This is a genomic window from Roseobacter phycocola (assembly GCF_042055075.2).
In the GTDB taxonomy this organism is placed as follows: domain Bacteria; phylum Pseudomonadota; class Alphaproteobacteria; order Rhodobacterales; family Rhodobacteraceae; genus Roseobacter.
On the sequence record NZ_CP194010.1, the window covers coordinates 2,072,982 to 2,096,344 of the forward strand.

Sequence of the window (23,363 nt, forward strand, 5' to 3'; positions counted from 1 at the left end):
CCCGGGCCGCAAGGGCGCTATCTCCTGCGTATCATTTCCAGCAGGAGCCTCTTAATGTTGCGCAAAACCCTTTCAACCGCCATCGTTTCATCTGTTATTGCGACCGGAGCCATGTCAGCAGATCTCGTGACCAAAACCAGCCCTCATACAGTCTCTGACACTATGGACCGGCTCGAAGCCGCCGTGACAGGTGCCGGTGCCACGGTATTTGCGCGTGTGGACCACGCGGCCGGTGCGGCGAAGGTTGATATGGAACTGCGCCCGACCCAGATGCTGATGTTCGGCAATCCCAAACTGGGCACCCCTGCAATGCTGGACAGCCAGACCGCCGGGCTTGATCTGCCGCTGCGCGTTGTCGTCTATGCAGATGCCGAAGGTGTTGTGAACGTCGCCTATCACGCGCCCGCAGATCTGGCGGAGACACACGGGCTGCCGGCGGATGCAAAATACATTGCTATGATGACCGGCGCTCTCGACAAGCTGACAGGCAAAGCAGTCGCCGCTGAGTGACCGGCCCGGCGCCTGCCAGGCGCCAGGCACAAATTTGCCGGAAAAGTCGCGGGCGCCGGTGCGTCCGCGCTTTACTCGTGGTTGTTTTGCCTCCAGACTTTCCCGACAGTGTGCCCGCAAACGACCCGCATCAAGCCTGACCGACAGTGTCATGAGCCCGTCGTGAAACGCGGCCAGAAGACTGCTTGTGAAACCAATCAGGAAGGTGCCCCCATGTCATTCACCCGTCGTTCCCCAATGTCCCGCCGACAGTTCCTTGCCACCACCGCAGGCGGTGCCACACTGATCGGCCTGCACCCTTGGTCAGCTGCCGCTGCGGGCAACCAGGCGCATCTGCGCATCATGGAAACCACTGACATCCATGTGCATGTCTTTCCCTACGACTATTACGCGGACAAACCGCGTGACACCGTCGGCCTTTCGCGCACGGCCTCGATCATCAATGAGATCCGGTCCGAGGCAAAAAATGCTCTGCTCGTGGACAACGGCGACTTTCTGCAGGGCAACCCGATGGGCGACTACATCGCCTATGAACGGGGCATGAAAGACGGTGACAGCCATCCGATCATCACGGCCTTCAACACAATCGGGTATGATGCGGCCACGCTGGGCAATCACGAATTCAACTATGGCCTCGGCTTTCTCGAAAAATCCCTCGCCGGGGCAGACTTCCCGGTCGTGCTGGCCAATATCGCCAAAAGCCGCGGCAGCAACCCGCGCGAAGACGACACACTGCTGCGACCCTATGCAATCCTCGACCGCGAGATCGAGATGGGAGACGGCACAAAACACCCGATCCGTGTCGGCGTGATCGGCTTCACCCCGCCCCAGGTGATGAACTGGGACCGCAAGCACCTCGAAGGCAATGTCGAGGCGCGCGATATCGTCGAAACCGCACAGGCCTGGGTGCCAGAGATGCGCGAACAGGGCTGCGACCTGATCCTGGCGCTGTCGCACTCCGGGATCGGCGCGGCAGATCACACCGACGGGATGGAGAACGCCTCCGTTGCACTGGCGGCGGTCGATGGCATTGACGCGCTGGTGACCGGCCACAACCACCTTGTCTTTCCCTCGCCCACCTTTGCGGACCGTCCGGGCATCGACGTGGAGGCCGGCACCCTGATGGGCAAACCTGCGGTCATGGGCGGGTTCTGGGGCTCGCACCTTGGTGTTCTTGACCTGCTGCTCGAGCGGGATGGCAATTCCTGGAGTGTGGTGACCACAACCTCCGAAGCCCGTCCGATCTCTAAGCGGAATGAGGACCGGTCGATCACCGCACTGGTCGAAGATGACGATACCGTGCTCGCTTCTGTCGCGCAGGACCACGAGGAAACTCTGGCCTACGTGCGCCGGGCCGTGGGCAAAACCTCCGCACCACTGCACAGTTACTTTGCACTGGTTGCCGATGATCCATCCGTGCAGATCGTCTCGATCGCGCAGAAATGGTACGTCAACGAAATGCTCAAAGGCACCGAGCACGAAGGTCTGCCGATCCTGTCGGCAGCAGCGCCCTTCAAGGCCGGTGGCCGGGGTGGTCCTGAGTATTTCACCGACGTGCCGGTCGGCGATGTTGCGATCAAGAACGTGGCGGACCTCTATCTCTATCCCAACACCGTGCGTGCGGTGCGGATCACAGGCGCGGAGGTGCGCGGCTGGCTGGAACGTTCTGCGGGCATGTTCAATCAGATCGAGGCAGGTGCAAAGGATGCGCTCCTGCTGAACCCCGCGTTCCCGTCCTACAACTTCGATGTGATGGATGGCGTCACCTACAGGATTGACCTGTCGCAACCGTCGCGGTTCGACCCGAAAGGTGTCGAGATCAATCCGGATGCCGCGCGCATTGTCGATCTGGCCTTTGACGGCAAACCGGTCACGGACGATATGGAATTCATCATCGCGACCAACAACTACCGGGCCTCTGGCGGTGGCGATTTCCCGGGTGCCAAAGGCGATACGGTCGTCTTTGAAGCCCCGGACACCAACCGCGACGTGATCGTACGGTATATCGTTGAACAGGGCACAATTGATCCCAAGGCAGATGCCAACTGGTCCTTTGCGCCGCTGGACGACACCACGGTTCTGTTTGAGACCGGCCCGAAGGCACGCGACTACATTGATGATGTGAAAAGCCTGTCGCTTGAGGATGCAGGCGAGGCCGCGGACGGCTTTGCCGCCTTCCGGATCAACCTCGGCAAATGATCAAACCCCGCCGGCGGCCCCACAAGGTCGCCGGCGGACGGTATTTCGGGCCGTTCCTTACCCCACCTTAACGTTTTCGTGCCAGTTTTCCGCCCCGGAAGGGCTGGAGTGAACGCGGTATGGAAGCACCCGGGGTAAATGAGGCAACGGACTGGAACAGTGTGATCCCGCTGATCCAGGCCCGGCAGCGCGATATCGCAGCGCGCTCCGGCACAGAGACGGCGCGGATCAGTGAGACCGGCGCCAATTCGTTGGTCAACGGCGGGTCCCGCGCAGCGGCATCACGTTTACGGGCAGAACCTTCGGAAAACCTGAACAAACCAACCGACGAAGCAAGCAAAAGTGCCGCGGCGTCGATGAATGACCTCACAGATGCCGAACAGCGTACCGTTGACGCGCTCAGTGCACGTGACGGTGAGGTCCGCCGCCACGAACAGGCCCATGCCACAGTGGGCGGTTCCTACGCATCCGCTCCCAGCTACACCTACCAGGTCGGCCCGGATGGCAAACGCTATGCCATCGGGGGCGAAGTGCAGATTGATGTCTCTCCGGTCCCCGACGATCCGGCCGCAACCATTGCCAAGATGGAGGTCGTCAAAGCAGCCGCTCTTGCGCCGGCAGAGCCCTCTTCGGCGGACCGCAAAGTTGCCTCTCTGGCCGACGCTCAGCGCGCACAGGCGGCAGCCGATCTGACCGCGCTCCGGGCCGCCGAGCGACGCGGCGAGGTGGATCAGCGCGCCTGACAGCCGCTCCCGTGCTCAGACTTCTTCTTCTGACTGCTGCCGCCGCCAGAGCTGCGCATAGCGTCCATCCTGCGCCAGAAGCGCATCATGGGTGCCCTGCTCTATGATCTCGCCTTTTTCCAGAACAATGATGCGGTCCGCCTCAGAAATCGTGCTCAGCCGGTGCGCGATGGTCAGCACCGTACGCCCGCGCCCCGCATGCATCAGCGCATCCTGGATCTCGGCTTCGGTCTCTGAATCCAGCGCGGACGTCGCCTCGTCCAGCAACAGAATGGGCGGATCCTTGAGCAGCGTACGCGCAATACCAACGCGCTGCTTCTCACCACCCGACAATTTCAGCCCCCGTTCGCCCACCGTAGTGTCGTAACCATCCGGCAGCGACAGGATGAAATCATGGATCTGGGCCGACTTTGCCGCCTGCTCAATTTCTTCTGGCGTGGCCCCGTCGCGCCCGTAGGCAATGTTGTACCTTATGGTGTCGTTGAAGAGCACCGTGTCCTGCGGGACCACCCCGATAGCCATGTGCAGGCTTTTCTGCGTGACTTCGCGCACGTCCTGCCCGTCGATGCGCAACGCACCGCTGCCCACGTCGTAGAACCGGAAAAGCAGCCGCCCGATGGTCGATTTCCCAGACCCGGTCGAGCCGACAATCGCCACCATTTCACCCGGTTCTGCCGTGATGGACACCCCCTTCAGAATAGCACGGTCAGCGTTATAGCCGAAATGCACATCATCGAGCTCCACCCGCCCGCCGGACACATCAAGATCCCGCGCGCCTGGCGCATCAACAACCTCCGCCGGTTGCTCCAGCAGATTGAACATCTCGCCCATATCCACCAGCGCCTGCCGGATTTCACGGTAGACTGTGCCCAGAAAGTTCAGCGGTACCGTGATCTGCACCATATAGGCGTTCACCATCACGAAATCGCCCACGGTCAGCGTGCCGTTCTGCACACCGATTGCGGCCATGATCATCACACCGACCAGCCCGCCGGTGATCAGCACCGACTGGCCAAAGTTCAGAAATGCCAGGCTGTAACTGGTTTTGATCGCAGCCTGTTCGTATTTTTCCATCGCCGCGTCGTAGCGACCTGCCTCACGCTGTTCCGCGCCGAAATATTTGACCGTTTCAAAGTTCAGCAGGCTGTCGATGGCCTTCTGGTTGGCATCCGTGTCCTGGTCGTTCATCTCCCGGCGCAGCTTCACGCGCCATTCTGTCACCGCAAAAGTGAACCAGACATAAAGGCCGATGGTAACGGCCACGACGAGCAGGTAATAGAAATCAAAAACCACGGCGAGGATGATCCCCACCAGCATCAGTTCCAGAATGAGCGGCCCGATTGAAAAGAGAAGGAACCGCAGCAGGAATTCGACACCTTTGACCCCGCGCTCAATAATCCGCGACAGACCGCCCGTCTTCCGGGTGATGTGATACCGCATGCTGAGCGCGTGAATGTGGTTGAACGTTTCCAGCGCCAGCTGCCGCAGCGCGCGCTGTGCAACCCGTGCAAACACCGCATCCCTCAGTTGCTGGAAACCAACCGTCATCAGCCTTGCCATGCCGTAGGCCACTGTCAGGCCAACCGCACCCAGTGCCAGCATCGGCACTCCCTCTTCGGCCAGCGCGTCCACGGCACCCTTGTAGAAAAACGGTGTCGCGACCGAGATCAGCTTGGACAGGATCAGCATACCCATAGCCCAGACCACACGCCTGCGCACCCAGGGTTTGTCGGCGGGCCACAGATATGGCGCGACCCGGCGGATCGTCCGGATACCGGAGCGCCGTTCTTCCTGTTCAAGGGTCTGATCGGCCCCGGTTTTGTCGGCCTGTGCTGTCGTGTCAGATGGCATGAAGGGTCCTGCGCAGTCTCAGAGCGCACTACCTAATTCACATCTGCCCGCTTTGCCAGTGACGCACCGGTATTTCCTCAAAGAAGGTCCCGGTCACCCATCATCGGGCAGGTCGAAAATCTGCCCCGGATAGATCAGGTCCGGATCACGGATCGACGACCGGTTGGCCTCGAAGACACGGACATAAAGCAGACCCTCGCCATAGCGTTCACGTGCGATCGCCCAGAGCGTATCCCCTGTCTGTACCGTTACAGCACTGACAGGGCCTGCCTCGTCGTCGGTGGCTTCGGCCAGCACCTCGGGTGCTTCACGCTTGAACGGCGTTTCCAGACGGCTGGTCACCGCCCCCTGCGCATCCAGCGCATCAAGCCGCAGCGTATAGACGCCCGGTACGACATCCGGCACATCACCCCGCCAAGCTCCGTTTTCAGCCGTCGGCAGCGTCACACGCGCCACATTATCGAGGTAGACGCGCACGGACACGTCATCCCTGCCCGCCCGTCCTGCAAGCTGCACAACCCCGGTGTCAGAATACCCGATGGTATCCAGCCGAACGCTGCGGGGTGCCGCGGGCGCAGTATCCAGCAGAGCCACGCCCTCTTCGGTCGACTGCAACACAGCGATCTGTTGTTGCACGGGCTCCGCAGTCGCCTCCGCGGCCGGCTGTGGCGCTTCCGCCTGCGCGACCCCGGTCTGGCTTTCCGCGTCTGCAGTTGTCTCAGGTGCCGGTTGCGGATCGGTGGCCTGCGCAATGGTCGCAGCCTGTTGCGGAGCAGCCTCCTCTTTCGTGACTGAAGCTACCTCAGCTGCGTCTTCAACCGGCTGGGGCGCCGGGTCCTGCTGGGACTCAGCAACAACAGATTTCTCAGCAGGTGCCGTTTCGGCAGGCGCCGGTGTCTCGGATGCAGCGGGTGTTTCCACGACTTCAGCCGCCTCTGCAGGCGCCTCGGGTTCGGCCTGCAGCCCGGCAACCACATCGCTGACGCCCTCCTGTACCGCGCGGGCCGCGTCGGCAACCTCTTCCTGAACTTCCGCGACGCGCGCGGTCACGTCTTCCGTAACCTGCGCCGCACTGTCTGTGACACTCTCCTCAACTTCTGCGACGACTGCCGCCACCCTATCGCCGGCATCCTCTGCCTGTTCCGCAACATCCCCGGCCACGCCAGAGGCAGCATCGGCAACGCCGGCCACCACATCACCGGCAGTGTCCGCTGTGTCTTCGGCGGGGGCAACTTCCTCTGCCGGGGCATCCACGCTCTCAGGCGCAGCCGCAATCACTGCTGGCGCCGGAGCAGGCAGCGGGGCAAGGATCACGTCTGCCGCTGATGCGACGACACTGTCCCCTGAACCGGTTTCCAGCGTCAGAACCCGCGCCGCATCGCTCGGCGACAGCGAGGCCACTGCCGCGAAGGCACCACGAGCATCCGTCACAGCCGTCGCCACTTCTTCACCATCAATCAGGATGCGGACCGTCTCTCCGGGTGCCGCACGACCAGCAATGACCATCAGCCCGTCCGCGTCGACCCGCACTTCATCCACCGATGGCGCAATCACCGGGGCGGGTGCATCATCTGCCCCGGCCACCTCTGCCTCTTCCGGTTCCTCGGGTGCTGCCTCTTCTGCCGGCTCCGCTTCTGCAACGGGCTCAGGTGAGGTCTCTTCTGAAGACGCCTCACCGGTGTCCGTACCGGAGGTTTCCGGTGCGACCAGCGCGGCAAGATCTTCCTGCGTAGGCGCCGCATCATCCTGCAGCCCGAGATAGGTCCCGGCCGCGATCACAACCGCAATCACGATCCCGGCCGTCAGCAGCCCTGAGCCCCCTTTTGCGGCGGCTCCCCCCTTGTCGCTCATAGTCTTTTTCTCTTTCCGGTTGGCAGCCTTACACGAGCAGACGCGCAGACATTGAGCCTACATAACAACTGCTCTATCAGGGGTCAAAACCCCGTCGTTCAATTTCAGGACATCACGTCCGGAAAGGCTCCCCATGCGTACCGCATCCATCTGTGTTTATTGTGGCTCACGCACCGGCGACGACCCGGCCTTTATGGAGGAGGCCACAGCCATGGGAACGGCGATCGCCTCCGAAGGCTGGCGGCTTGTCTACGGCGCAGGGGATGTCGGCCTGATGGGCGCTGTTGCCCGCGCGGCCCAGACCGCAGGGGCCGAAACCTTTGGTGTGATCCCCCAGCACCTAGTCAACTGGGAGGTCGGAAAGACGGACCTGACGTCATACGTCGTCACCGAAACCATGCACGAACGCAAGAAAGTCATGTTCATGAACTGCGACGCCGTTGTGGTTCTGCCGGGCGGCGCGGGATCGCTGGACGAGCTGTTCGAGGTTCTGACTTGGCGCCAGCTGGGGCTGCATGAAAAGCCCGTTTTTCTCGTGAATACAAATGGCTACTGGGATCCGCTCCTGGCACTTCTGCAGCATGTGACCGACCGCGGCTTTGCCGGCGACAGCCTGCATGGCTACTACACCGCCGTGCCCGACACGGGTGCCGCCCGCGACGCTCTGCGCGCGGCCCTGTCCTGACGCAGACCGGACACCGAGTATATCGCCAGTGCTGTCCAGATGAGCGCGAAGGCCGCCATGTGCCAGCCGGTAAAGAGTTCGCCAAAGAGGAAAACGGCGACTGAAAACTGCAGCGTCGGATTCAGATAGAGCAGCAGACCAACCGTCGACATGGCGAGACGTTTGGAGCCGTAAGAGAACAGAATGAGCGGCACCGCCGTGACCGGACCGGACAGGATCAGCAGCACCGCCGATGTCGCGTCCCCGCCGAAGACCGCGCCCCCGCTGTGCCAGGAATGCCACAGCAGCGCAAAAGCAAGAGGCGACATCAGCATCACCTCGGCCGTGACCGACACAACCGGACCGGCGGAGATGTATTTTTTGACCACCCCGTAAAGGCTGAAACTGATTGCCAGGGCCAGCGCCGTTGTTGGCACCGACCCGAGTCCGAGAACCAGCACCAGAACCGCGCCTGTCACCAGGGCAACGGCCACCCATTGCGCTGTGGTCAACCGTTCTGCAAACAGCACCCGCCCCAGCAGGATCGCGACAAGCGGATAGATGTAGTAGCCCAGCGAGGACTGCGTCGTCTGGCCCACCTGCACGGCCCAGATGAATATGGCCCAGTTGACCGCGACCAGCACCGAAGCCAGCAGCATCAGACCAAAAGTCCGGCCCGTTCCCATTGCGTCCCGGACCGCCCGCAGACGGCCCTGCACAACAAGCACAAAACCAAAAAGGACAAGCGACCAGATCAGGCGGTGTGCCAGAACATCAAGCGGCGGGACGTGAGAGAGCGCATTGTAGAACACCGGGGAAAAACCCCAGATCACCGCGGCCCCGCCAATTGCGGTCACGCCCATTACTGTGTCGCTGGTCTTCACGGCCACACCCTTTCCTGCTGCCGTACATGCGCCTCTTGCCGGAGCGGCACAAGAAAAAAGGCCCCGCGCTCAGCACGGGGCCTTTCTGTCTGACACAGTGGCGGGATCAGAGGCGCGAGGCCACGTTTTCCCAGTTCACCAGATTGTCGAGGAAGTTGGTCAGGTAGGCCGGACGTTTGTTGCGGAAGTCGATGTAGTAGGAATGCTCCCACACATCGCAGCCCAGCAGTGCCGTCTGACCGAAGCACAGCGGGTTCACACCGTTTTCGGTTTTGGTCACGGCCAGCGATCCGTCCGCGTTTTTCACCAGCCAGCACCAGCCGGAGCCGAACTGGCCCGCACCCGCCGCGGAAAACTGTGATTTGAATTCGTCGACTGAGCCAAAGCTCTCAGTGATCGCTTTTTCCAGCTCGCCCGGCATCGCGCTCTCGCCCGGCCCCATCATTTCCCAGAACTGGTTGTGGTTCCAGAGCTGGCTGATGTTGTTAAAGATACCGTTCTGGGCGACGGCGTTGGCGTCATAGGTGCCCACGATGATCTCTTCCATCGATTTACCGGCCCATTCGGTGCCTTCGATCGCCTTGTTACCGTTGGTCACATAGGCGTTGTGGTGCAGGTCGTGGTGGTATTCCAGCGTTTCTGCCGACATGCCCTTGGACGCGAGCGCGTCGTGTGCGTAAGGAAGATCAGGAAGTTCAAAAGCCATTTGGGCCCCCTATTGGTTATTCGATGGGTATAGTGGGACATGAAGTGCACAGCGTTAAGACTTCAAGCCCCTTTTGCCCAAAACACACGCAATTGGCGATTATTCGGTGCGGATCGTACACTTTCCGCGGCCGTGGAACCGGTTTGAATAGCCCTCAGGGGTCGCATTCACAGTGATCGTGTTCTTCTGTTTGTTGATCTTTGCCGTATAGCTGAACGTCGTCGCCACCTCGTTGCTGGCGCTCACCGTATTGTCGAGGCGCCAGTAAATGCTCAGCCGGCGGTCATCATTCCGCTGCACCCGCGCGGGCATCGGTTTTTCGTGGAAAGTGAGGATGACCGGATCAACGACGATGACCGACCCGTTGTCCTGCACGACCACGTTGATCTTTTCAGGAATCCAGCCCGGCCTGTCGCGTTTTGACGGAATATCGCAATCGTAAATATAACCGCTCGCCAGAGCTGGCAGCGAAGTGGAACAGGCGACCAAAATCGCCAGAAGCGTACTTTTCATTATGTATCCCAGGTTGAACTGTCGCACTGAGCAGCGGATCACGTCACAGGCTTACCTGTTGTTTTCGCTGCATCATCTGCACCATTTCACCCGGAACGGGAAAGCTCAACCTTTGGTTAAAAAATGGTTAACCTCGGAGCCCTCCTGCGCCGCAACGTTAAGCAGATCCCAGACATACCGGGCCTGACTGCGGAAACAGATCAGGCGGAAACTGTCGTCATCGGGCATCCAGACTGCCGCGGCAACCTGCGCCAGACGCGTGCGCCGGAACATGCCCGGACCGAACCGGTCTGCCGCCAGATCCACCGGGCACAGCTTGGCCATCACATCGCGCGCATGCGGGCCACGCACCGCGAATGACGCACGCGCGTCCGACACGTTCACCGCCAGCATATGTGCCTTGCCCGCAGCTTCCGTCAGCGCGCTGACGGTTGCCTCTGCCGCGCCGTAGCTGCAGAGGATCAGCAGCTCGTCAGGCGACATCCAGCACAGCGTGAAATCGTCCTTTGCGGCAATCCGGCCCGCATCAGGCACTGCCATGCCGCTCACGGCCTTCACCGCCTTTTTCACCCCCGCTACGGAAAGGTCCCCGCGCAGCGTGACCATCCCCTGCAGGGCGGCCTCGGTTACCTGCGCGATCCCGACCTGCGCCTCTGCGCCACCCAGTGCTGTTACCGGATCAGACATTCTGCTTTTCCCCCTCGGCGTCATAGAAAACCGGATCGACAATACGGGCTTTGAACGTCGCCCCCTCTGTGCCGGGGAACTCGATGACCTCACCCATCCGGTCCGGGCCGTCCTGCACCAGTCCCATGGCGATACCCCGCCCCAGCGTTGCCGAATGATAAGTCGAGGTCACCCGCCCGATCACGTTGCGCTGACCGTTGGCATTGACCCCGGTGCCGGTGGCATAGGCCCCATCCGGCAACACACCGCCCGACAGCGTCTCCAGGCCAACGAGTTTCCAGCGCTTCGGATCCGTCATGTGGCTGCGTTCCTGCGCGCGTTTGCCGAGGAAGTCCTCTTTCTTCTTCGAGATGGCCCAGTTCAGACCCAGATCCTGCGGAATGACCGTGCCGTCGGTCTCGTCACCGATCATGATAAAGCCCTTTTCAGCCCGCAGAATATGCAGACATTCTGTGCCATAAGGCATCGCGCCGAACTCGGCCCCTGCCTCCATCAGCGCATCCCAGAACGCCTGCCCCTGACCCGCGCGGACCGCGATCTCATAGCTCAGCTCGCCCGAAAAAGAGATCCGGTAAACCCGCGCGTCAAAGCCGCCGATCTGCCCGTCTGCCCATTCCATAAAGCCCAGCGCGTCACGCGACACATCCATGCCGCCCAGCTTTTCCAACACCTTGCGCGCATTGGGACCGACAACAGCAACCTGCGCACATTGTTCGGTGACATTGGCCACCCAGACGTTCCAGTCCCACCACTCGGTCTGCAGCCATTCTTCCATATGCTGGTGGATGCTCTCGGCCCCGCCCGTGGTCGTGTGGCACAGGAACGTATCCTCGTCGATACGGGCGACGACACCATCGTCGATCAGGAAACCGTTTTCCGAACACATCAGGCCATACCGGCATTTGCCCGGCTTCAGCGTCGACATCATGTTGGTGTACATCATGTCCATGAATTTGCCCGCGTCTGGCCCTTTGACGATGATCTTGCCCAGCGTCGAGGCGTCCAGCAGGCCAAGGTTGCGCCGTGTGTTCAGCACCTCGCGGTTCACAGCCTGCGACACGGTCTCGCCGTCCCGCAGGAACGCATAGGGCCTGCGCCACTGACCCACCGGCTCCCAGTGCGCGCCATTGGCATCGTGCCAGTCGTGCATCGGTGTGCGGCGGATGGGCTGGAACACCTCACCGCGCGCATCACCTGCAATCGCGGCCAGAGAGATCGGCGTATAGGGCGGTCGGAACGTGGTGGTCCCCACCGCCGGGATCTCAGACCCCAGCGCCCCGGCAAGCGTCGCCAGTCCGTTGATGTTGCTCAGCTTGCCCTGATCCGTGGCCATCCCGAGCGTCGTGTACCGTTTGGTATGCTCGACGCTTTCAAACCCCTCCTGTGCTGCGAGCTGCACATCGCTGACTTTGACATCGTTCTGATAATCCAGCCACGCTTTGGCCCGGTGGTGATAATCGGCCTGCGCGGGCATCAGCCAGACTGGATCCATCGGGGCTTCTTCTGCGGCCTCACCCACCGGTGCTTTTGTCCGGCGCGGGGTGAAGCCCGCAGCTTTCGCCGCAGCTTTACCGGCGGCATCCGCGTCCGAAACGGTTTCGTCCAGTCTCATCAGCCCGTTAGCGCTGCCAGCGGCGGTCACAAACGGCCTGCCATCGGCCCCCGTCGGCGCTTTATCCACATCCGGGCGGAACATCGCCTGATCCGTGTCCCAGCGCAGTTTGCCACCACAGTGCGACCACAGGTGCACAACCGGTGACCAGCCCCCCGACATCGCCACCGCATCGCAGGCGATCTCTTCTGTGACAGCGCCTGCACCTTCCTGGCGGCAGACCTCCACGCCAGTGACACGCTTGCCGCCTTTGACCGCCGCAATGCCGTGACCGGTCAGCACCCGGATGCCCAGAGCGCGGGCCTGCTGCATCGCCGGGCTGTCGAGGTCCGGCGAGCGCGCATCAAGGATCGCAGAGACCGTCCGGCCCGCATGATTCAGGGCAAATGCCGTCAGATAGGCGTCATCGTTGTTGGTCACGACAACCGTGCGGTCCCCTGCCGAGACGCCGAAATTCACCGCATAATCGCGCACAGCCGAGGCCAGCATGACGCCCGGAATATCATTTCCGGCAAAGGACAACGGGCGCTCGATTGCCCCGGTTGCGGTCACAATCTGCGCCGCCCGGATGCGCCACAGGCGGTGACGGGGACCGGGTGTTTCGGGCGCATTGTCCCGCAGCTGTTCGTAGCCCAGCACATATCCGTGGTCGTAAACACCGGCACCCATCATGCGGGTCCGCAGCGTCACATTGGGCATTGTTTCGAGTTCGGAAACGATTTGCTCCACAAATTCATCCACAGGCCGGCCGTTGACCGTGCCGCCATCCACCGGGGCCCGTCCGCCCCAATGCGCCGTCTGCTCCATCAGGATCACACGCGCACCGGATTTCGCCGCCATCAGCGCGGCCTGCAGACCGGCAACACCGCCCCCCACAACCAGCACATCGCAGAAGGCATAAAAGTGCTCGTATGTGTCCGCGTCGGCCTCTTTCGGTGCCTGACCCAGACCGGCGGACTGGCGGATAAACGGCTCGTATACGTGTTTCCACAGGGGCCGCGGATGAATGAACATCTTGTAATAGAACCCGGCGGGCAGAAAACGCGCCAGCTTCGTATTGATCGCGCCCACATCGAACTCAAGGCTCGGCCAGTGGTTCTGGCTGCGTGCTTCCAGCCCGTCGAACAGCTCGGTGGTCGTGACCCGCTGGTTGGGTTCAAAACGGCTGCCGTCGCCCATATTCACCAGCCCGTTGGGCTCTTCAGCACCGGAGGCCACGATGCCGCGCGGGCGGTGGTACTTGAACGACCGTCCGACCAGCATCTGGTCATTGGCCAGCAGCGCAGAGGCCAGCGTGTCGCCCTCAAACCCGCTCAGCTGGCGGCCGTTGAACGAGAAAGTCACAGGACGGCCCCGATTGAGGAACCGGCCGCCCGACGTCAGACGTGCGCTCATGAGAACTCCCTCCAGGACCAGCCGGGCCGTTTCTTTGAAATGGTTTTGCAGAGCTCCGCAGGCGGCTCCAGCGTCTGGGCCGGATAGGTGCCAAAGACCTCCAGCGTGGTCGTGCAGCGGGCTGCATGAAACCACTTGCCGCAGCCATAGACATGCCGCCAGCGTTCAAAATGCACACCACGCGGGTTTTCCCGCATGAACAGGTATTCCTCGAACTGCTCGTCGGCGCTGCCAGGACCATGCCGTTTCAGATGCGCCTCGCCGCCACCATGGAATTCAGTTTCTTCGGCAGTCACGCCGCAGACAGGACAGGTCAGGATCAGCATGGTGTGCCTCCGGTGAACGGGGTGCTGCACGCGGAAAAGGCGGGCGCCGTCAGACGCCCGCCACCGGCGGTCAGCTTAAAGGGGGTTGTGTTATTCGACGACAGCGGGCGCTGCAGCTTCCGGGGCAACCGGGGCGCCTTCGATGATGGCCGTGCCATCGGTCGCTTCAGGGTCCACCGGCACGGTGCCTGTGCCGAGAGCCGCAAGCAGCACCACGAAGGCGCCGATGACACCCAGCGTGATGAGGATGCCTTTGCCGCTGATGCCGTCACTGTGTGTTGTGTAGTCAGCCATTGCTCTGTCTCCTTGTTACGGGAGGCCAGTGTGACCGGTGCGCGGGTCCGCGCAATCCAGGCGGAAATCCCCGGTTGTTTTGGGCAGCAGCTGGCCGGATCGGCCCTGCCGTGTCGGCTGTCTGTTGCCGGTTTGGTGCCAGAGCGCTCTTCGGTTATAGTCGGGGCAGCGTCGCACAGAGGAGAATCGTGATGAGCAAGGAAATGATGGCCGTTCTGGTCTTTGGCGGTTTCGCAGCCATTGCGCTCATTATGCTGGTGCTGGAACGCCGTGGCATCGCCGCCCGCAAAGCCGCGCGCGGCGGGCGCGAGGTTGACGTGAGCAATCTGATTGCCTTCGGATCCGCCGCAGGCGAAGGCGCGCGCACCCATGACCGGAAAGACTGAGCGGTGACCTGGCTTCTGTGGGGTTCTGCGGCTCTGTTTGTGACAGGCGTGGGTCTCGCGATTTGGGAGCGCAGGAAAAAGCGCACGCTGCTGGCGCACGACCTGAATGCGACCGGACCGCAGACCGACGCTGACCGCGAGCGCATCCGGACCGAGGACGCCCTGATCAACCGCCACAGCTTCGGTGGTCACAGTGGAGAAGGTGACGTCCATTAGTGCGCAACCCCGGCGGCCACAGATTCGTCGATAAACCGGCCCTCGCGGAAACGGTCCAGCCCGAATTCATCCGTCAGCGGCCCGTGTCCTTTGGCAATCAGCTCGGCCATCGCCCAGCCTGACCCCGGCGTCGCTTTGAACCCGCCGGTGCCCCAGCCACAGTTGATAAAGACATTCTCCACCGGTGTTTTCGACAGAATGGGCGACCGGTCCCCAGTGACATCCACAATACCACCCCACTGGCGCAGCATCTTCAGACGGCTCAGCATCGGGAAAGTCTCGATCAGCGCGCGCACAGTTTCCTCGATGTGATGGAACGACCCGCGCTGGGTGTAATTGTTGTACCCGTCGGTGCCGCCTCCGATCACCATCTCGCCTTTGTCGGACTGCGACAGATACCCGTGCACCGTATTGGCCATTACCACTACATTCATGCAGGGCTTGATCGGCTCAGAAACCAGCGCCTGCAGGGCCACGGATTCAATCGGCAGCCGGAACCCGGCGAGACCCGCCACGTGACCGGAATTGCCCGCCACCACGATGCCCAGCTTGTCGCAGTCAATCGCGCCTCTGTTGGTGTCCACACCCACGACGCGGCCACCCTCGCGACGGATGGCCGTGACCTCGCACTGCTGGATCACATCCATGCCCATGTCCGAGCACGCCCGCGCATAGCCCCAGGCAACCGCGTCATGCCGCGCCGTGCCGCCGCGCGCCTGCCACAGCCCGCCCAGCACCGGGTACCGAGGCCCGGCAATATTCATGATCGGCACCAATTCTTTGACGCGCGTGGGTGTAATCCACTCGGTGGTGACCCCCTGCAACGCATTGGCGTGGGCCGTGCGCTGGTACCCCCGCACCTCATGATGCGTCTGCGCCAGCATGATCACCCCACGCGGGCTGAACATGACGTTGTAATTCAGATCCTGGCTCATCGTCTCGTAGAGAGACCGCGACTTTTCATAAAGCGCCGCCGACGGGTCCTGCAGATAATTCGACCGGATGATCGTGGTGTTCCGGCCGGTGTTGCCACCCCCCAGCCAGCCCTTTTCCAGAATGGCCACGTTTTTGATGCCGAACCGTTTGCCCAGATGATACGCCGTGGCCAGGCCGTGCCCCCCGCCCCCGATGATGATCACATCGTATTTCTTCTTCGGCTCAGCTTTGCGCCAGGCGCGTTCCCAGCCCGTGTGGTAACGTGCGGCCTCGCGGGCAACAGCAAAGACAGAATAGCGTTTCATGGCACCGGTCCCCGAACATGGCTGTGCGCCGGAATCGCACCGGCGCCAAGGTTCACTCTCTTCTGCCTTTCCCCGTGGAAAAGAGGATACTCAGCGCGTCACATCCTGACATGTTTGCGACACGCGGCGCAATTGCACAGAGCTGTGACGGGGCCGTGGCCTTTTGCCTCTTTTTACCCGGCCGCACAGCCGCTACATGTCAGGCCACAGTCTGAGGAAACACAATGACTTTCTGGATCGTCACAGCAGGCCTCGCGGTCATCATTTCAGTGCTCATTGCACTGGCGATGCGTGCGCCCCGGGCGGGCGGCGCAGAACCTGCGGCAGCCTACGATCTGCGTGTCTACCGTGATCAGCTGCGCGAGGTGGAAAAGGATCTCGCACGGGGCGTGGTGAGTGCTGCGGATGCGGAACGCGTGCGTGCGGAAATCTCCCGCCGTATTCTGGCCGCCGACGCCGCCCTGCGCGCCGAAGAAGCCGGCGAGGATGATCACAAAGGCGCTCCTGCCATCGTCTCTGCCCTGCTGGCCCTCGTGCTCATCGGCGGCAGCATCGGACTTTACACCCAGCTTGGCGCACCGGGGTACGGCGATCTGAGCCTGCAGGACCGTATTGCAATGGCCGAAGAGCGCCGCGCGGACCGCCCCTCGCAGGCCGCCGCCGAAGCCAGCCTGCCCACCGTCCAGACCCCTGCGAACGCCAGCCCCGATTACATCGCCCTTGTGGAACAGCTGCGGGAGACCGTAGCACAGCGCCCCGACGATCTGCAGGGCCATATCCTGCTGGCCCGCAACGAGGCCAACCTCAACAATTTCCCCGCCGCCGCGGAGGCGCTGGCCGGCGTGATCCGTATCCGTGGCCCGGAAGCCTCGGTGGTCGATTTCACCGATTATGCGGATATGCTGGTGCTGGCAGCAGGCGGCTACGTCTCGCCCGAGGCAGAAAACGCGCTGAACACCGCGCTCAGCATGGACCCGGCCAATGGTACTGCGCGCTATTACTTCGGCCTCATGATGGCCCAGACCGGGCGCCCCGATACAGCTTTCCGCATCTGGGACGGCCTGCTGCGCGAGGGGCCGCCCGATGCGCCCTGGATCGAACCGGTGCTGGCGCAGATCGAAGACATGGCCTTTCGCGCCGGCGTCAACTACCAGATCCCCGAAATCGGGGGTGGGCGTGGCCCCACCGCAGCGGACATTGAGGCGGCTGGCGATCTGAGCCCGGCGGAGCGCATGGAAATGATCGGCAATATGGTTTCGGGCCTCTCGGACCGGCTCGCCACCGAAGGCGGCCCGGTCGAGGACTGGGCCCAGCTGATCACCGCCCTCGGCGTACTGGGACAGACAGCACAGGCGCGTGCGGTCTATGACAATGCCGTGCAGGTTTTCGGCGATGACACCCGTGCGCTTGACCTGCTGCTGCGGGCGGGCCAGCGGGCTCAGGTTGCCGAATGATCTTTGAGACTCCCGAAGAATTTCTGGCGGCCCTGCCCCCGATGCGCAGCCTGGCAGGTCTTGATCTCGGCACAGCAACCATCGGTGTGGCGGTCTCGGATACCCTCGGGTCAGTGGCCACCCCGCTGCAGACGATCCGGCGCAAAAAGTTCTCGGCCGATGCAGCAGCCCTGATGAAAATTCTCGCCGCCCGCACCATCGGCGGCATCGTCCTGGGCCTGCCACGCAACATGGACGGCTCTGAAGGGCCGCGCTGCCAGTCGACCCGCGCCTTTGCCCGCAACCTCGACCGGCTCGACGGATTTGATCTGCCCGTTACTTTCTGGGACGAACGTCTGTCGACCGTGGCCGCCGAACGCGCGCTGCTGGAGGCGGATACGTCCCGAAAACGTCGCGCCGAAGTCATCGACCACGTGGCCGCCGGGTATATCCTGCAGGGAGCGCTGGACCGGATCCGCGTCCTGCGCACTCAGGAAGGAAGCTCATGACAGACGACATCTGGCAGCGTGACGAGGTGCCGAGCCCCTGCGTGAAGATCTGCGTTGTGCACCCTGAGGCCAGGCTGTGCACCGGCTGTCTTCGCTCGATCGACGAAATCACGCAGTGGTCGCGGATGTCGCCCGACGAACGCCGCGCTGTTGTGGACGACCTGCCCTCCCGCGCAGGCCTGCTGACGAAACGCCGCGGCGGACGCGCGGCGCGCCTGGCGCGCTGACCTGACGCGGGCATTCCCGTCCGAAACATCCGATTCTGCCATGATACCCGCAACGGCATGGCGCGCCCGACGCAGGCGTCTGCGGCGCGCCAAAACAGGCAATATCTGGCCTGAACGGCCAGATATTGACATAATTCTGGTCTAACGCGGTGCAGACATAAGAGAATATACGCGCGGACAACGACGGAGTGCCCCATGCTTAATTTCCTTAAAATCGGTGTGTCAGCGCTCGCAATCAGCGCATTTTTCGTCGCCCCGGCAGTCACAGTGATCACCGCAGACTACGCCTATGCCAAAAACGGTGGCGGAAACGGCGGCGGCAATAGTGGTGGAAACGGCGGCGGCAATGGTGGCGGAAACGGCGGTGGAAATGGTGGCGGCAACGGCGGCGACAACGGCAAAAGCGCCGGCAAAGGCGGGTCGGACGGCAAGGCAAAAGGGCTGGGCCGCAGCAAGGACAAGTCTGCCAATGGCAGGAGCAAAGCGAAAGCGGGATCTTTCCGCGACACGCTAAATGGCATCTTTGGCAAAAGCAAAAACAGCCGCACCGAAACGAAACAGGTTCGGCAGGCCTCAAAACCGACACGCAGCGCGCCGGAAGTAAAAGCCAGCCTGCGCCCGGCGACACGCCCGGTCAAAGGCACGCTGCACCCCAGCAATCTTGGCAAACTGAACGGCGCGATCAATTCCAGCCCGAACGCCAAACTGGCGCATCTGCGGAATGGCAACTTCAACGGTCCCGTAGGCCTTGCAGCAGCCCTTGCAGCGGCAGATGCCGGCCTGGCGGAACTGTCCGTCGACTTTGAAGCGGCGACTGAAACGCTGGCGCTCGCAGCGGCTTTTGAAGTGCTTGATGTGGCAGCCGGTCAGCCCACCGCAGAGGAGCGGCAGGCAGTTGCGACTCTGTCGGACCCCGATGCAACCGAGGAAGAAATCACCGCAGCGCTCGATGTTCTGGGCGCAGATATCACCGATGAGGAAATTGCGGCAATCAACGACTACCCCGAAATAACCGCTGATCAGGTCGCGGCAGCGCAGGAAGTTGTCACCAGCGACGACGGAACAGTCGCAACGCGGCCCGATGATGCGGCGGTTGCCTCCGCTGTGGCGACGCTCGACGCAGTCGGTGAGGCCAGCAGCGCAGTAAGGGAAGCTGAGGACGCTCTCTTGTCCGAGTACAAAGGGTCGCTTGACGCGCACGATCCGGGCCTTTCTGAAGGCGACGAAGGCTACATCAGCCCCGAAGAACAGGTCCTTGATGCCGTGCGCGCTTCCAACCCGACCCCGGAAGAAGTTGAAGAGGCACTGTCCAAGCCGGATGACGCCAGCGATACGGAAACCGGGGAACCGCTGGACCAGGCAGAACTTCTTGACGACACCAACCTGCCCGAAGAAAGCTGACTGGCGGCGCTACTGCGCCTGCAGTTTCCGCGCTTCCTCACCTGCCAGCTTCAGCAGGCTCTGCATGAACGGTTTCTCCAGATCATCGGTGCGCACTGCCGCATAGAGCCTGCGCGTAATCCCCGCCTTCGTCAGCGGGCGGGTGACATAATCAGAGGAATACTTGACCTCGCGCACCACCCAGTCCGGCAGCACGGAAACACCCCGGTTCGAGGCCACCAGAAGCAGGATCACCGCCGTCAGCTCTACCTGGCGGATGCCCGCGGGCTCCACTTTGGCCGGGATCAGCAACTGGCTGAATACATCCAGACGCGACCGCTCCACCGGATAGGTAATCAGCGTCTCGCCGCGGAAATCCACCGCCTCGACAAAAGGCTTCTGCGCCAGCGGATGCGCGCTGGAGGCCACAAAAACCGGCGCGTAATCAAAGAGTTCCACAAATTCAACGCCCGGCAGGTCTTCCGGATCAGACGATACCACCAGATCCACTTCTTCTTTCAGCAGCGCAGGCAGCGCGTCAAAGGCCAGGCCCGGCCGGATGTCCACATCCACATCGCCCCAGCTTTTGCGGAACTGCTCCAGCACCGGGAACAGCCACTCAAAACAGGCGTGACACTCAATCGCGATATGCATCCGGCCCGTGCTGCCCGCGCGCAACCCGCTGAACTCCTCCTGCAGCGCCTCAATCTGCGGCAGCACCTGTTCGGCCAGCTTCAGCAGCCGCAACCCGGCCGGAGACAGCTTAAGCGGCTTGGACCGCCGCACAAACAGCTCGACCCCCGCCTGGTCCTCCAGACCCTTGATCTGATGGCTCAGCGCCGACTGGGTGATGTGCAGCAGATCCGCCGCCCGTGCCAGCCCGCCTGCCCGGTGAATGGCCTGAATGGTGCGCAGATGGCGGAACTCAATATGCATGCCGAACTCATGTTAAAGATGAAAGTTATGAGTTTGTCTCATTATTCCGGATGTGGCACAAGATGCGAAATCAAGAGGAGCTCGCCCCGATGACAACACCCGCCGTATCCTTTGAGGTCTTCCCGCCAAGATCCATCGACGCCTCTTTCCGGCTGTGGGATACCGCGCAGGCGCTTGCGCCGCTGGAACCGCGCTTCTTTTCGGTGACCTATGGCGCGGGCGGATCAACCCGCGACCTGACCCATGACGCCGCTTTCACGCTGCGCAAGACCTCCGGGCTGCCGGTGGCTGCACATCTGACCTGTGTCGGTGCCACAAAATCGGAAACCATGGCCATCGCCCAGCGCTTTGCCAAAGCCGGGGTCACCGACCTTGTGGCTCTGCGCGGGGACCCCCCCGAGGGATCGGACGGCTTCACACCGCACGAAGATGGTTTTGCCAGCTCGGTCGACCTCATCAGTGCGCTTGCGGAAACCGGGCAGTTCACCCTGCGCGTCGGCGCCTACCCGGAAAAGCACCCGGAGGCGCGCAGCCAGCAGGACAGTATCAACTGGCTGAAAGCCAAAATCGACGCAGGCGCGGCCGAGGCCATCACCCAGTTCTTCTTTGAGGCCGAAACCTTTCTGCGGTTCCGCGATGACTGCGTCAAAGCCGGCATTGACGCGCCCATCACGCCCGGCATCCTGCCGGTGACCAACTGGAAAAACGCCCGCGCCTTTGCCACCCGCTGTGGCACCAGCGTGCCTGCCTGGCTGGACCAGGCCTTTGAAACTGCGATCCGCGATGACCGTCACGACCTGCTGGCGCGCGCGGTCTGCACCGAGATGTGTTCCGAGCTGGTGGATGAGGGCGTGGAAAACCTGCATTTCTACACACTGAACCGTCCCGAACTGACCCGCGAAATCTGTCACGCGCTCGGCGTCACCCAGGCGGCTACCGGTGTCCGCGACGTTGCGTAACCTCTTGAGCACAGTGAGCTGACTGCCTAGCCTCCGGTTGAACAAAGTCCGGAGATCAGCATGACATTTGCCGCAAAATCACCCAGCGATCTGCTGCCCCCCGAAAAGATCATCACCATGTCGGGTCTGGAGTTTATGCAGGGCATTCTGGACGACAAAATCGCCGGAGCGCCGATTGCTGAAACCCTCGGTTTTGATCTGCTGGAGGTGGCCGAGGGCCGCGTCACTTTCACCGGCACCCCTGCCTTCGGCGCACTGAACCCCAGCGGTGCCGTACACGGCGGCTGGTATGGCGCACTTCTGGACAGCGCGCTTGGCTGTGCTGTGATGACAATGGTGCCCAAAGGGTCCGTCTACACCACGCTGGAATACAAGGTAAATATCGCCCGCGCCATCCGGCCCGGCACAGTGGTGGACTGTGTGGCGACCGTCGATCACGCGGGCCGCTCAACCGGTGTGGCACACGGCGAAATCCGGGGCCGCGAGGACGGCAAACTCTATGCCACCGGTTCGACAACCTGCATCATCATGAAAATCTCCTGATCTTCAGGTATTACCTTAAAAAATGGATATAAATTACCAATTTTTATGGCTTTTAATCTGAATTATAAATGGCAAAGTACCCGGGTCAGCAAGACCTGAATCAGGAAAATTCCTTCCGTGCAAACACTCCGTCTCGCCGCCACAGCATTCCGCGCAAACCTGCTGTTCCTGCTGCTTGTGCCCGCCCTCAACATCGGTCTGGAAACATTTGGCCTGGGCGGAGGTGCGGCAGGCGCAAAACTTGTCCTGTCCGCCTTGATTCTGTTCATGCTGCACCGGACCATATTGCTGGGCAGCCCGTCTGGCGCAGTATCACCCGTTGATCCGGTGCTGCCGGATACGGATTACCCTGCGCAGCCAAAACTGAAATTCTGGCTTTTGATGGCCGGTATTTCGTTGATGGGGATCTTTCTGATACTCGGGTCCTACACGGTGATTCAACCGCTGGCCGCCCGTCAGAACCTTGGCCCGGATGGGCATATCGGGCTGGCACTTCTGGCAGCTCTGATCCCCTACTGGATTTTTCTCGCCCTCTTCGGCACAGCCGTTCCCGCCGCGGTGATCGACCACAAGGCGGGTCTTGGCCCGGCGCTGAAGCGCGCACGGGTGTCGTTTTTCCGCTTATTATTCGGGCTTTTTATGGGTCCGGGACTGATCTGGGTTCTTTTACTCGTCCTTGGAGCCCTGCTTAAAACCGTTGGGGTCTATAGTTACGACTGGATCCACCTGTCTGACTTCACGGCCATGGGCCTGGTGATCGAATTCCTGCTCTTCGGGTTCGGTCAGGGGTTCGCCCTGGCGGTTACGGCCGCTGTGCTGTCACGGGCCTATCTGCGCGGCCTGCATCAGGCGGAAAACGCCGCGCCCTGAGCACCCTGGCAGCGCCGGTTTCCGACCGGCTGCACCAGCCCGCCTGCCGCTGATCTCAGCCCGGATCGATGTCCAGGCCCTCGTGCCGCGCCAGTGCCCGGCAATAGGATGTCCAGTCTCTGAAATCCTGCGTAAAAACGTAGAGCGCGCCCTTGTCCGCCCAGTAATTGCATTTGCCGCGCCAGGTCTCCGCGACCCAGGCCCCAGCGACCGCACGCCCTTCGCCGTGCGCGCGGGTATAGGCCGCGTCTTCCCAGACACCGGCCATCCGGATGAGGCGCTGTTGCGCCTCGCCTTCGGACACCCATTCCGCGGCGACAGCATAAAGCGCGCCGCACTGAACCATGCTCTCGCTGATAGGCTGGCCGCCCTGCACCGGAACAGCCAGTCCTGTTATCAAAATTGCTGTACCAAAGAGCTTTGACATG

General features: G+C 62.0%; 25 protein-coding genes. 13 read left to right on the forward strand and 12 right to left on the reverse strand.

Translation table 11 applies throughout. From position 1 onward, the window contains the following. The first annotated feature begins 54 nt into the window (after positions 1-54). The 3 genes from AB4K19_RS10175 (at position 55) to AB4K19_RS10185 (ending at position 3,452) form a co-directional block, all read left to right on the forward strand. Positions 55-510 (forward strand): DUF302 domain-containing protein, encoded by a 456-nt coding sequence (locus tag AB4K19_RS10175; RefSeq protein WP_375228266.1) that lies wholly within the window; start codon positions 55-57, stop codon positions 508-510. Between the two features lie 213 nt (positions 511-723). Then, entirely contained in the window at positions 724-2,709 is a 1,986-nt protein-coding gene (locus AB4K19_RS10180) for a bifunctional 2',3'-cyclic-nucleotide 2'-phosphodiesterase/3'-nucleotidase (protein WP_436397480.1), read from the forward strand. 119 nt (positions 2,710-2,828) lie between these two features. After that, on the forward strand, positions 2,829-3,452 hold the full coding sequence (locus tag AB4K19_RS10185; RefSeq protein WP_375228267.1) for a putative metalloprotease CJM1_0395 family protein: 624 nt from the start codon (positions 2,829-2,831) through the stop codon (positions 3,450-3,452). Between the two features lie 15 nt (positions 3,453-3,467). Here the strand turns inward: AB4K19_RS10185 and AB4K19_RS10190 are convergent, their stop codons facing one another. Beyond that, complete coding sequence (locus tag AB4K19_RS10190) at positions 3,468-5,303, reverse strand: ABCB family ABC transporter ATP-binding protein/permease (protein WP_375228268.1); 1,836 nt, start codon at positions 5,301-5,303, stop codon at positions 3,468-3,470. Between the two features lie 93 nt (positions 5,304-5,396). Next, on the reverse strand, positions 5,397-7,154 hold the full coding sequence (locus AB4K19_RS10195) for a LysM peptidoglycan-binding domain-containing protein (protein ID WP_436397483.1): 1,758 nt from the start codon (positions 7,152-7,154) through the stop codon (positions 5,397-5,399). 133 nt (positions 7,155-7,287) lie between these two features. Between AB4K19_RS10195 and AB4K19_RS10200 the strand changes: the two genes are divergently transcribed. Beyond that, complete coding sequence (locus tag AB4K19_RS10200; protein WP_375228270.1) at positions 7,288-7,839, forward strand: TIGR00730 family Rossman fold protein; 552 nt, start codon at positions 7,288-7,290, stop codon at positions 7,837-7,839. On the opposite strand, the gene rarD is transcribed toward AB4K19_RS10200, so the two are convergent. The 7 genes from rarD to AB4K19_RS10235 form a co-directional block, all read right to left on the reverse strand. Continuing rightward, positions 7,779-8,702, reverse strand: coding sequence for an EamA family transporter RarD (gene rarD / locus AB4K19_RS10205; RefSeq protein WP_375228271.1), 924 nt, complete (start codon positions 8,700-8,702; stop codon positions 7,779-7,781). The genes AB4K19_RS10200 and rarD overlap by 61 nt on opposite strands. A gap of 106 nt (positions 8,703-8,808) precedes the next feature. Beyond that, the gene (locus tag AB4K19_RS10210) at positions 8,809-9,408 is read right to left on the reverse strand and encodes a superoxide dismutase (RefSeq protein WP_375228272.1); all 600 of its coding nucleotides are present in this window, start codon (positions 9,406-9,408) and stop codon (positions 8,809-8,811) included. 99 nt (positions 9,409-9,507) lie between these two features. Next, positions 9,508-9,921 carry a hypothetical protein gene (locus tag AB4K19_RS10215; protein WP_375228273.1) on the reverse strand — a complete coding sequence of 138 codons (414 nt, stop codon included), beginning with the start codon at positions 9,919-9,921 and terminating at the stop codon, positions 9,508-9,510. Between the two features lie 105 nt (positions 9,922-10,026). Further along, a complete protein-coding gene (locus tag AB4K19_RS10220) occupies positions 10,027-10,608 on the reverse strand; it encodes a sarcosine oxidase subunit gamma (RefSeq protein WP_375228274.1) in 582 nt (193 codons plus the stop codon). Further along, positions 10,601-13,615 carry a sarcosine oxidase subunit alpha family protein gene (locus AB4K19_RS10225; RefSeq protein ID WP_375228275.1) on the reverse strand — a complete coding sequence of 1,005 codons (3,015 nt, stop codon included), beginning with the start codon at positions 13,613-13,615 and terminating at the stop codon, positions 10,601-10,603. Before AB4K19_RS10225 ends, AB4K19_RS10220 begins: the two co-directional genes overlap by 8 nt. Continuing rightward, positions 13,612-13,941, reverse strand: coding sequence for a sarcosine oxidase subunit delta (locus AB4K19_RS10230; RefSeq protein WP_375228276.1), 330 nt, complete (start codon positions 13,939-13,941; stop codon positions 13,612-13,614). Before AB4K19_RS10230 ends, AB4K19_RS10225 begins: the two co-directional genes overlap by 4 nt. A 90-nt stretch (positions 13,942-14,031) precedes the next feature. Beyond that, positions 14,032-14,235, reverse strand: coding sequence for a hypothetical protein (locus AB4K19_RS10235; RefSeq protein WP_375228277.1), 204 nt, complete (start codon positions 14,233-14,235; stop codon positions 14,032-14,034). A gap of 191 nt (positions 14,236-14,426) precedes the next feature. On the opposite strand from AB4K19_RS10235, the gene AB4K19_RS10240 reads away from it, so the two are divergent. Beyond that, positions 14,427-14,621, forward strand: coding sequence for a hypothetical protein (locus AB4K19_RS10240; protein WP_375228278.1), 195 nt, complete (start codon positions 14,427-14,429; stop codon positions 14,619-14,621). A gap of 3 nt (positions 14,622-14,624) precedes the next feature. Next, positions 14,625-14,837 carry a hypothetical protein gene (locus AB4K19_RS10245; protein WP_375228279.1) on the forward strand — a complete coding sequence of 71 codons (213 nt, stop codon included), beginning with the start codon at positions 14,625-14,627 and terminating at the stop codon, positions 14,835-14,837. Here AB4K19_RS10245 and AB4K19_RS10250 read toward each other — a convergent pair. Then, a complete protein-coding gene (locus AB4K19_RS10250) occupies positions 14,834-16,078 on the reverse strand; it encodes a sarcosine oxidase subunit beta family protein (protein WP_436397486.1) in 1,245 nt (414 codons plus the stop codon). The genes AB4K19_RS10245 and AB4K19_RS10250 overlap by 4 nt on opposite strands. Positions 16,079-16,302: 224 nt before the next feature. Here AB4K19_RS10250 and ccmI point away from each other — a divergent pair, with 224 nt between their 5' ends. From ccmI to AB4K19_RS10270, 4 genes are all read left to right on the forward strand, one after another. Beyond that, positions 16,303-17,532: a c-type cytochrome biogenesis protein CcmI gene (gene ccmI, locus AB4K19_RS10255; RefSeq protein ID WP_375228280.1), complete on the forward strand. Its 1,230-nt coding sequence runs from the start codon at positions 16,303-16,305 to the stop codon at positions 17,530-17,532. After that, positions 17,529-18,020, forward strand: a complete 492-nt coding sequence (gene ruvX / locus AB4K19_RS10260; protein WP_375228281.1) for a Holliday junction resolvase RuvX — start codon at positions 17,529-17,531, stop codon at positions 18,018-18,020. The genes ccmI and ruvX overlap by 4 nt, the downstream gene beginning before the upstream one ends. After that, positions 18,017-18,247, forward strand: coding sequence for a DUF1289 domain-containing protein (locus AB4K19_RS10265; protein ID WP_375228282.1), 231 nt, complete (start codon positions 18,017-18,019; stop codon positions 18,245-18,247). The genes ruvX and AB4K19_RS10265 overlap by 4 nt, the downstream gene beginning before the upstream one ends. Positions 18,248-18,442: 195 nt before the next feature. Further along, positions 18,443-19,648, forward strand: coding sequence for a hypothetical protein (locus AB4K19_RS10270; protein ID WP_375228283.1), 1,206 nt, complete (start codon positions 18,443-18,445; stop codon positions 19,646-19,648). A 9-nt stretch (positions 19,649-19,657) separates the two neighbouring features. On the opposite strand, the gene AB4K19_RS10275 is transcribed toward AB4K19_RS10270, so the two are convergent. Then, positions 19,658-20,563 (reverse strand): LysR family transcriptional regulator, encoded by a 906-nt coding sequence (locus tag AB4K19_RS10275; protein WP_375228284.1) that lies wholly within the window; start codon positions 20,561-20,563, stop codon positions 19,658-19,660. A gap of 89 nt (positions 20,564-20,652) precedes the next feature. Between AB4K19_RS10275 and metF the strand changes: the two genes are divergently transcribed. The 3 genes from metF to AB4K19_RS10290 all read left to right on the forward strand — a co-directional run bounded on the left by metF (position 20,653) and on the right by AB4K19_RS10290 (position 22,935). Next, positions 20,653-21,522 carry a methylenetetrahydrofolate reductase [NAD(P)H] gene (gene metF / locus AB4K19_RS10280; RefSeq protein WP_375228285.1) on the forward strand — a complete coding sequence of 290 codons (870 nt, stop codon included), beginning with the start codon at positions 20,653-20,655 and terminating at the stop codon, positions 21,520-21,522. Between the two features lie 60 nt (positions 21,523-21,582). Continuing rightward, entirely contained in the window at positions 21,583-22,065 is a 483-nt protein-coding gene (locus AB4K19_RS10285; protein ID WP_375228286.1) for a PaaI family thioesterase, read from the forward strand. A 117-nt stretch (positions 22,066-22,182) separates the two neighbouring features. Continuing rightward, entirely contained in the window at positions 22,183-22,935 is a 753-nt protein-coding gene (locus tag AB4K19_RS10290) for a hypothetical protein (RefSeq protein WP_375228287.1), read from the forward strand. Between the two features lie 55 nt (positions 22,936-22,990). On the opposite strand, the gene AB4K19_RS10295 is transcribed toward AB4K19_RS10290, so the two are convergent. Then, positions 22,991-23,362, reverse strand: coding sequence for a hypothetical protein (locus AB4K19_RS10295; RefSeq protein WP_375228288.1), 372 nt, complete (start codon positions 23,360-23,362; stop codon positions 22,991-22,993). Between the last annotated feature and the right edge of the window lies 1 nt (position 23,363).

Excerpts from the sequence above, each read along its gene's own strand:
- AB4K19_RS10175 (WP_375228266.1), top strand. The coding sequence starts at position 55 with ATGTTGCGCAAAACCCTTTCAACCGCCATCGTTTCATCTGTTATTGCG.
- AB4K19_RS10180 (WP_436397480.1), top strand. The coding sequence starts at position 724 with ATGTCATTCACCCGTCGTTCCCCAATGTCCCGCCGACAGTTCCTTGCC.
- AB4K19_RS10185 (WP_375228267.1), top strand. The coding sequence starts at position 2,829 with ATGGAAGCACCCGGGGTAAATGAGGCAACGGACTGGAACAGTGTGATC.
- AB4K19_RS10190 (WP_375228268.1), bottom strand. The coding sequence starts at position 5,303 with ATGCCATCTGACACGACAGCACAGGCCGACAAAACCGGGGCCGATCAG.
- AB4K19_RS10195 (WP_436397483.1), bottom strand. The coding sequence starts at position 7,154 with ATGAGCGACAAGGGGGGAGCCGCCGCAAAAGGGGGCTCAGGGCTGCTG.
- AB4K19_RS10200 (WP_375228270.1), top strand. The coding sequence starts at position 7,288 with ATGCGTACCGCATCCATCTGTGTTTATTGTGGCTCACGCACCGGCGAC.
- AB4K19_RS10210 (WP_375228272.1), bottom strand. The coding sequence starts at position 9,408 with ATGGCTTTTGAACTTCCTGATCTTCCTTACGCACACGACGCGCTCGCG.
- AB4K19_RS10215 (WP_375228273.1), bottom strand. The coding sequence starts at position 9,921 with ATGAAAAGTACGCTTCTGGCGATTTTGGTCGCCTGTTCCACTTCGCTG.
- AB4K19_RS10220 (WP_375228274.1), bottom strand. The coding sequence starts at position 10,608 with ATGTCTGATCCGGTAACAGCACTGGGTGGCGCAGAGGCGCAGGTCGGG.
- AB4K19_RS10225 (WP_375228275.1), bottom strand. The coding sequence starts at position 13,615 with ATGAGCGCACGTCTGACGTCGGGCGGCCGGTTCCTCAATCGGGGCCGT.
- AB4K19_RS10230 (WP_375228276.1), bottom strand. The coding sequence starts at position 13,941 with ATGCTGATCCTGACCTGTCCTGTCTGCGGCGTGACTGCCGAAGAAACT.
- AB4K19_RS10235 (WP_375228277.1), bottom strand. The coding sequence starts at position 14,235 with ATGGCTGACTACACAACACACAGTGACGGCATCAGCGGCAAAGGCATC.
- AB4K19_RS10240 (WP_375228278.1), top strand. The coding sequence starts at position 14,427 with ATGAGCAAGGAAATGATGGCCGTTCTGGTCTTTGGCGGTTTCGCAGCC.
- AB4K19_RS10250 (WP_436397486.1), bottom strand. The coding sequence starts at position 16,078 with ATGAAACGCTATTCTGTCTTTGCTGTTGCCCGCGAGGCCGCACGTTAC.
- ccmI (WP_375228280.1), top strand. The coding sequence starts at position 16,303 with ATGACTTTCTGGATCGTCACAGCAGGCCTCGCGGTCATCATTTCAGTG.
- ruvX (WP_375228281.1), top strand. The coding sequence starts at position 17,529 with ATGATCTTTGAGACTCCCGAAGAATTTCTGGCGGCCCTGCCCCCGATG.
- AB4K19_RS10265 (WP_375228282.1), top strand. The coding sequence starts at position 18,017 with ATGACAGACGACATCTGGCAGCGTGACGAGGTGCCGAGCCCCTGCGTG.
- AB4K19_RS10270 (WP_375228283.1), top strand. The coding sequence starts at position 18,443 with ATGCTTAATTTCCTTAAAATCGGTGTGTCAGCGCTCGCAATCAGCGCA.
- AB4K19_RS10275 (WP_375228284.1), bottom strand. The coding sequence starts at position 20,563 with ATGCATATTGAGTTCCGCCATCTGCGCACCATTCAGGCCATTCACCGG.
- metF (WP_375228285.1), top strand. The coding sequence starts at position 20,653 with ATGACAACACCCGCCGTATCCTTTGAGGTCTTCCCGCCAAGATCCATC.
- AB4K19_RS10285 (WP_375228286.1), top strand. The coding sequence starts at position 21,583 with ATGACATTTGCCGCAAAATCACCCAGCGATCTGCTGCCCCCCGAAAAG.
- AB4K19_RS10295 (WP_375228288.1), bottom strand. The coding sequence starts at position 23,362 with ATGTCAAAGCTCTTTGGTACAGCAATTTTGATAACAGGACTGGCTGTT.